Source organism: Micromonospora sonchi, assembly GCF_014646235.1.
GTDB lineage: Bacteria > Actinomycetota > Actinomycetes > Mycobacteriales > Micromonosporaceae > Micromonospora > Micromonospora sonchi.
The window spans coordinates 171,885-179,140 of sequence record NZ_BMNB01000013.1; the positions used below are offsets into that span (position 1 = coordinate 171,885).

Below are 7,256 nucleotides of genomic sequence, written 5' to 3' on the forward strand. Positions count from 1 at the left end.
AGCGCCGGCGTGAGCGAGTTCGATGTGGCGGGCGCCGCGGTGCAGGCGGCGCTGGACGCGGGCGCCCGGTACGCCGACGCCCGGGTGATGCACCGACGCTACGAGTCGATGTCGGCCCGCAACGGCGACGTCGAGGAACTCACCCAGGACGAGAGCCTCGGGCTGGGCGTACGCGCACTGGTCGGCTCCAGCTGGGGTTTCCAGGCCGTATCGGAGCTTTCCGCGCGGGCCGCGCGCGACGCCGGCCACCGGGCCGCTCGCACCGCCGCGGCCAGCGGCCTGGTCCCCGGCCCGGCGGTCGACCTGATCGACTCCACGCCGACCACGGCGAGTTGGTCCTCGGCCTGCGAGGTCGACCCGCTCGGTGTCTCGCTGTCCACCAAGGGCGATCTGCTGGTGGCCGCCACCGGCACGATGACCGAGCACGGCGCCGACCTCACCGAGGGCCTCTACCAGATCTGGGACACCGCGAAGTGGTTCGTCTCCAGCGAGGGGCACCGCATCGACCAGCGCATCCGCGAGTGCGGGGCCGGCATCTCGGCCACCTCGATCGGCGACGGCGAGACCCAGCGGCGATCCTGGCCCAGCTACCGCGGCCAGTACGGCACCACCGGCTGGGAGCTGGTCGACTCGCTCGACCTGACCGCCCACGCCGCACGCATCGCCGAGGAGTCGCGGGCGCTGCTCACCGCGCCGCTCTGCCCCACCGGCGAGACCGATCTGATCCTCGGCGGCGAGCAGTTGGCGTTGCAGATCCACGAGTCGGTCGGGCACGCCATCGAGTTGGATCGCATCCTCGGCTGGGAGGCCGCCTTCGCCGGCACCTCCTGGCTGGATCTCACCCAGTTGGGCTCGCTGCGCTACGGCTCCGAGCTGATGAACATCACCATCGACCCGACCATCCCGGGTGCGTTGGGCAGCTTCGGCTACGACGACGAGGGCTCGCCGGCGGTCAAACGCGACGCGGTGCGCGCCGGGCGGTGGGTGGGCGTGCTGGCCGGGCGGGATTCGGCCGCCGTCGCGGGCCTGGACTACGGCGGCAGCGTACGCTCCGACGGCTGGGCACGGCTGCCGATGGTGCGGATGACCAACGTCGGCCTGGAGCCCGGCCCGCACACGTTGGAGGAGATCGTCGCCGCCACCGACGAGGGGGTGCTGATGGACGTCAACCGCTCCTGGTCCATCGACGACAAACGGCTGAACTTCCAGTTCGGCTGCGAGATCGGGTGGGAGATCCGCAACGGCCGACGGGGGCGGATGCTGCGCAACCCGACCTACACCGGCATCGGGCCGCTCTTCTGGCGCTCGATGGACATGCTCTCCGCCGAGATCGTCTCCTGGGGCACGCCGAACTGCGGCAAGGGCCAGCCCGGCCAGATCGGGCACACCGGGCACCCGGCCGCGCCGGCCCGGTTCCGCAACGTCCGGGTGGGGGTGCGGGCGTGACCGCCGCCGACGGGGCCGAGTTGGACGTCGCCGGTCAGGTGGTGGAGCTGGTCACCCGTCTGGCCGGGCCGGGCGCGCAGGCCGAGGTGCTGGTGACCCGGTCCGAGCTGGCGTTGACCCGGTTCGCCAACTCCGCGATCCACCAGAACGTCGCCGAGTCCGCCAGCGAGATCCAGTTGCGCGTACACCTCGACGGGCGTACCGCCGCCGGCAGCGCGCACGGCGCTGTCCCCGACGACCTGCGCGCGCTGGTGGAGCGGGTGTTGGCGATGGCCCGGTTCGCCCCGCCCGACCCGGCCTGGCCCGGTCTCACCCCGCCCGCGCCGGTGGCCGCCTCGCCGGAGTGGGACGCGGCCACCGGGTACGCCGGGCCGGACGAACGGGCCGCCCTGGTCCGGGCGTTCGTCGACGCGGCCGGCGGGCTGGAGACCGCCGGCTACTGCCGCACGGCGCTGCGCGCGACCGGGTTCGCGAACTCGGCGGGGCACGCGGCGCAGGGGTACGCGGCCGAGGCGGCGATGGACGGGATCGCCCGGGTCGGTGGCGCGGACGGCACGGCCCGGCGCTGGGTCGACCGACTGGCCGATCTCGACGGCGCCGAGTTGGGGCGCCGGGCCGCGGCGAAGGCTCGGGCCGCGGCCGACCCGGTGGAGCTGCCGCCCGGGCGGTACCCGGTGGTCCTGGAGCCGGCCGCCGTGGCGGACCTGCTGGAGAACCTGGCCTGGTACGGCTTCAACGGCAAGCGGTACGCCGAGCGGCAGTCGTTCGCGGAGCCCGGCGTGGCCCAGCTCGATCGGGCGGTGACCCTGGTCGACGACCCGTTGGGCGTTTCCGGGCTGCCGTTCGACCTGGAGGGCACCCCGGCTCGGGCGCTGACCCTGGTGGACGCGGGCACCACGACCGCTGTGGTGCACGACCGGCGCAGCGCCGCCGAGTCCGGCGGCGAGTCGACCGGTCACGCCCGGGCCGGCAGCGCCACCTTCGGCCCGATTCCGCGCAATCTGCGCCTCGTCCCGTCCGGCACGGCCGGAACGGCCAGCACCAAGGGCGCGGGCGGCACGAACGCGGCCGGCGACGCGACGGGCACCAGAGGCGCGGCCGGCAACACGACCGGCGCCAGAGGCGCGGGGGGCGACGCGGGCGGGCCGGGCCGGGTGGACCCGTTGGCCGGCGCGGTGACCGATGCGGACACTGCCGCCCTGGTCTCCCGGATGGAGCGCGGCCTGCTGGTCAGCGACCTCTGGTACACCCGGGTGCTCGAACCGAAGCGCCTGGTGGTCACCGGTCTGACCCGCAACGGCGTCTGGTTGGTGGAGGACGGTCGGGTGACCCGGGCGGTACGCGACCTGCGGTTCACCGAGTCGTACCCGCGGGCGCTCGGGCCGGGCGCGGTGCTGGAGGTGGGCCGGCGTTCGGTCCGCCTACCGGATCGCTGGGACGGTGCCTGGTGGGAGGCGCCGTCGCTGCGGCTGGCCTCCTGGAATTTCACCGGCGGCGCGTCCGGCTGACCGCTGGTCGATCTTTTCCGTACGCTCACATCATGATCTTGACGGGAGGCTTTCCAAAGGGCGGGACACACGGGACACTGCCTTGCGCGGACGGCCCGCCTAGATCGGCGTAACGTGTGTCACTTAGCTGCTCCGGTACGCCCGGCGCGGTCGTTGGTGTGCGCGTGACCCGGCAAGCGGGCGGTGGTTCGCCGGTCCGCATGCCGGCCGGTAGTGTTCCGCCGCCCGTTGAGGGCCCCGTCAGGGAGACGACACGAATGACATCATCGGCAACGAAACCGCGAGGGGCGCGGGCACGCGCCGCCATCGCGGCGAAGACGTTGCGGACGGACCGTTGGTGGTTGGCGCCGCTGGCCACCGTCATCGGGCTCGGCGCGTGGATCACGTACGCGACGGTCCGGGTCTTCATGCACGACTACTACTGGGTCGAGAAGTACGGCTACCTCACCCCGTTCTACTCGCCGTGCGTGACCGACCGTTGCCTGCCGGAGGCCTCCCACTTCGGGCAGTACCTGCCCGGCTGGTGGATCATCCCGGACGCCGCGTTCACCCTGCCGTTCCTGCTGCTGTTCCGGCTGACCTGCTACTACTACCGCAAGGCGTACTACCGGTCGTTCTGGCTCTCGCCACCGGCCTGCGCGGTGCCCGACGGCCACGCCAGCTACGGCGGTGAGACCCGGTTCCCGCTGATCGTGCAGAACTCGCACCGCTACTTCTTCTACTTCGCGGTGATCATCTCGCTGATCAACAGCTGGGACGTGGTCCTGGCCTTCCGCAGCCCCGACGGCTTCGGGTTCGGCCTGGGCAACCTGATCCTGCTCGGCAACGTGATCATGCTCTGGGCGTACACCATCTCCTGCCACTCCTGCCGGCACATCATCGGCGGGCGGCTGAAGCACTTCTCCAAGCATCCGGTGCGCTACCGGGCCTGGGGCTTCGTCTCCTGGCTGAACGTCCGGCACATGCAGCTCGCCTGGATCACCCTCGGCACGCTGGCGCTGACCGACTTCTACGTCATGTCCGTCGCCGCCGGGTGGGTCTCCGACCTGCGGTTCATCAACTAAGGGCCTCCTGACATGACGACCACTACCACTCGCATCGAACGACACCACTACGACGTCGTCGTGATCGGGGCCGGCGGCGCCGGCCTGCGCGCGGCGATCGAGGCCCGGCTGGCCGGCAAGAAGACCGCCATCATCTCCAAGTCGCTGTTCGGCAAGGCGCACACGGTGATGGCCGAGGGCGGCGCCGCCGCGGCCATGGGGAACGTGAACAGCCGGGACAACTGGCAGGTGCACTTCCGCGACACCATGCGCGGCGGCAAGTTCCTCAACAACTTCCGGATGGCCGAGCTGCACGCCAAGGAGGCGCCGCAGCGGATCTGGGAGCTGGAGACGTACGGCGCGCTGTTCGACCGTACGAAGGACGGCAAGATCTCCCAGCGCAACTTCGGCGGGCACGAGTACCCCCGGCTGGCGCACGTCGGCGACCGGACCGGCCTGGAGCTGATCCGCACCCTCCAGCAGAAGATCGTCTCGATGCAGCAGGAGGACAAGCGCACGCACGGCTCGTACGACGCGCGGATCCGGGTCTTCGACGAGACCACCATCACCGAGCTGCTGCTCGACGGTGACCGGGTCGCCGGCGCCTTCGGCTACTACCGGGAGTCCGGCGAGTTCATCCTCTTCGAGGCGCCCGCCGTGGTGCTCGCCACCGGCGGCGTCGGCCGCTCCTACAAGGTCACCTCGAACTCGTGGGAGTACACCGGGGACGGTCACGCGCTGGCGCTGCGCGCCGGGGCGACCCTGATCAACATGGAGTTCCTCCAGTTCCACCCCACCGGCATGGTCTGGCCGCCTTCGGTCAAGGGCATCCTGGTCACCGAGTCGGTACGCGGTGACGGTGGCATCCTGAAGAACTCCGAGGGCAAGCGGTTCATGTTCGACTACGTCCCCGACGTCTTCCGCAAGCAGTACGCGGAGACCGAGGAGGAGGCGGACCGCTGGTACACCGACCCGGACAACAACCGACGTCCGCCGGAGCTGCTGCCCCGCGACGAGGTCGCCCGGGCGATCAACAGCGAGGTCAAGGCAGGTCGGGGTACGCCGGCCGGCGGCGTCTTCCTGGACATCGCGTCCCGGCTGCCGGCCGAGGAGATCCGCCGTCGCCTGCCGTCGATGCACCACCAGTTCAAGGGGCTGGCCGACGTCGACATCACCAAGGAGCCGATGGAGGTCGGCCCGACCTGCCACTACGTGATGGGCGGCATCGAGGTCGACCCGGACAGCAGTGCCGCGTACGGCTCGGTGCGTGGCCTCTTCGCCGCCGGTGAGGTTTCCGGCGGCATGCACGGCTCCAACCGGCTCGGCGGCAACTCCCTGTCCGACCTGCTGGTCTTCGGCAAGCGGGCGGGTGGTCACGCGTCCACTTACGTCGACCAGCTCGCCGCTCGGCCCCGGGTCGCGGTGAGCACGGTGGAGACCGCGGTGGAGACGGCCCTGGCTCCGTTGCAGCGGGACACCGGCGAGAACCCGTACACCCTCCAGCAGGACCTCCAGGCGGTGATGGGGGATCTGGTCGGAATCATCCGGCGGGAGAACGAGCTGGAGGACGCCCTGGGCAGGCTCGCCGAGCTGCGCGAGCGGGTGGCGAAGGTCAGCGCGGCCGGCGGCCGGCGCTACAACCCGGGCTGGCACCTCGCGCTGGACTTGCGCAACATGCTGGTCGTCTCGGAGTGCACCGCCAAGGCGGCGCTGGAGCGCCGCGAGTCGCGCGGCGGCCACACTCGCGAGGACTTCCCCACGATGGATCCGCAGTGGCGACGGATCAACCTGGTCTGCTCGCTGGAGGGCGACACCGTCCGGTTGGACCGCAAGCCGCTGCCGAAGATTCGCACCGAGTTGCTCAACCTCTTCGACCGCGCGGAGCTGGCCAAGTACCTCACCGACGAGGAGCTCGCCGAGTTCGACGCCCTCGCCGCCGCCGATGCCGCCGCCACCGAGGCCGCCGCCGCTGCCGCCACCGCCGCCGCCACCGCTGCTGGTGCCGACACCGGTGCCGGCGCCGCCGAGAAGGAGAATCGCTGATGGGTACGAAGCGCCAGTTCCGGATCTGGCGAGGCGACGCCGACGGTGGCGACCTGCAGGACTACACGGTCGAGGTGAACGAGGGCGAGGTCGTCCTCGACGTGATCCACCGGTTGCAGGCCACCGAGGCGCCCGACCTGGCCTGCCGGTGGAACTGCAAGGCGGGCAAGTGCGGCTCCTGCTCCATGGAGATCAACGGGATGCCCAAGCTCGGCTGCATGGCCCGGATGTCGACGTTCGAGGAGAACGAGACGATCACGGTGACCCCGCTGCGCACCTTCCCGGTCATCCGGGATCTGGTCACCGACGTGTCGTTCAACTACGAGAAGGCGCGGGAGACCCCGGCCTTCGCGCCGCCGGCCGACCTGGCCCCCGGGGACTACCGGATGCAGCAGGTCGACGTGGAGCGCTCGCAGGAGTTCCGCAAGTGCATCGAGTGCTTCCTGTGCCAGACCGTCTGTCATGTGATCCGTGACCACGACGAGAACAAACCGGCCTTCTCCGGGCCGCGGTACTTCATCCGCGCCGCCGAGTTGGACATGCACCCGCTGGACGCCAAGAGCGACCGCAAGGAGTACGCGCAGTCGGAACAGGGCCTCGGATTCTGCAACATCACCAAGTGCTGCACCGAGGTTTGTCCCGAGCACATCAAGATCACCGACAACGGGATCATCCCCATGAAGGAACGGGTCGTCGACCGCAGGTACGATCCTCTTGTGTGGCTCGGTAGCAAGATCTTCCGGAGGGGTCAGGTGCCTCAGACCTTCGTGACCAGCGAACACTCCCCAGGCGCCGTGCGCTCCCACGCTCCGAGTGGCGGTACCCACTCGCACGCGGGCGGCTCGCACGACGTCAAGTCGGAGACGCAGGCTCAGCAGGGCGTCAACTGGCACCGTGAGGTGCCGAAGCCGACCGCCCCCGCGGTGGACGCGAGCGGCCGACTCCCCCTGACGGAGCTCACCTTCGACCGCGCCGCAGCCCCTTCCCCCTTCGGCGACGACGTCACCTTCCCTCTTCCCCCCGAACACCTGAACTTCGCGCACCCCGAACAGGACGAAAAGCACTAACCCCCCAAAACCCCAGGGAGGGGGCCGTGGCATCCGCCCCGGCCCCCTCCCCCTTCCCCCTTTCCCCCTCCCCCCCTCCCCCTCCCCCCCCTCCCCCCCTCTCCGCGTTGATCATGAGGTTAGCGGCGATGTTGATCGCGAAACCTGCC

At 70.8% G+C, this 7,256-nt stretch carries 4 protein-coding genes and 1 pseudogene; all 5 read left to right on the forward strand.

Translation table 11 applies throughout. The features are described 5' to 3' along the window. The first annotated feature begins 9 nt into the window (after positions 1 to 9). On the forward strand, positions 10 to 1,446 hold the full coding sequence (locus IEY61_RS16235; RefSeq protein ID WP_189045084.1) for a TldD/PmbA family protein: 1,437 nt from the start codon (positions 10 to 12) through the stop codon (positions 1,444 to 1,446). Then, positions 1,443 to 2,954 carry a TldD/PmbA family protein gene (locus IEY61_RS16240; protein ID WP_229705948.1) on the forward strand — a complete coding sequence of 504 codons (1,512 nt, stop codon included), beginning with the start codon at positions 1,443 to 1,445 and terminating at the stop codon, positions 2,952 to 2,954. The genes IEY61_RS16235 and IEY61_RS16240 overlap by 4 nt, the downstream gene beginning before the upstream one ends. A gap of 257 nt (positions 2,955 to 3,211) precedes the next feature. Further along, positions 3,212 to 4,018 (forward strand): succinate dehydrogenase subunit SdhC, encoded by an 807-nt coding sequence (gene sdhC, locus IEY61_RS16245; protein WP_189045086.1) that lies wholly within the window; start codon positions 3,212 to 3,214, stop codon positions 4,016 to 4,018. 12 nt (positions 4,019 to 4,030) lie between these two features. Beyond that, positions 4,031 to 5,932, forward strand: a pseudogene (locus tag IEY61_RS16250) (fumarate reductase/succinate dehydrogenase flavoprotein subunit); the annotation flags it as partial. A gap of 107 nt (positions 5,933 to 6,039) precedes the next feature. Then, a complete protein-coding gene (locus tag IEY61_RS16255; RefSeq protein WP_189045090.1) occupies positions 6,040 to 7,107 on the forward strand; it encodes a succinate dehydrogenase/fumarate reductase iron-sulfur subunit in 1,068 nt (355 codons plus the stop codon). Positions 7,108 to 7,256 lie beyond the last annotated feature (149 nt).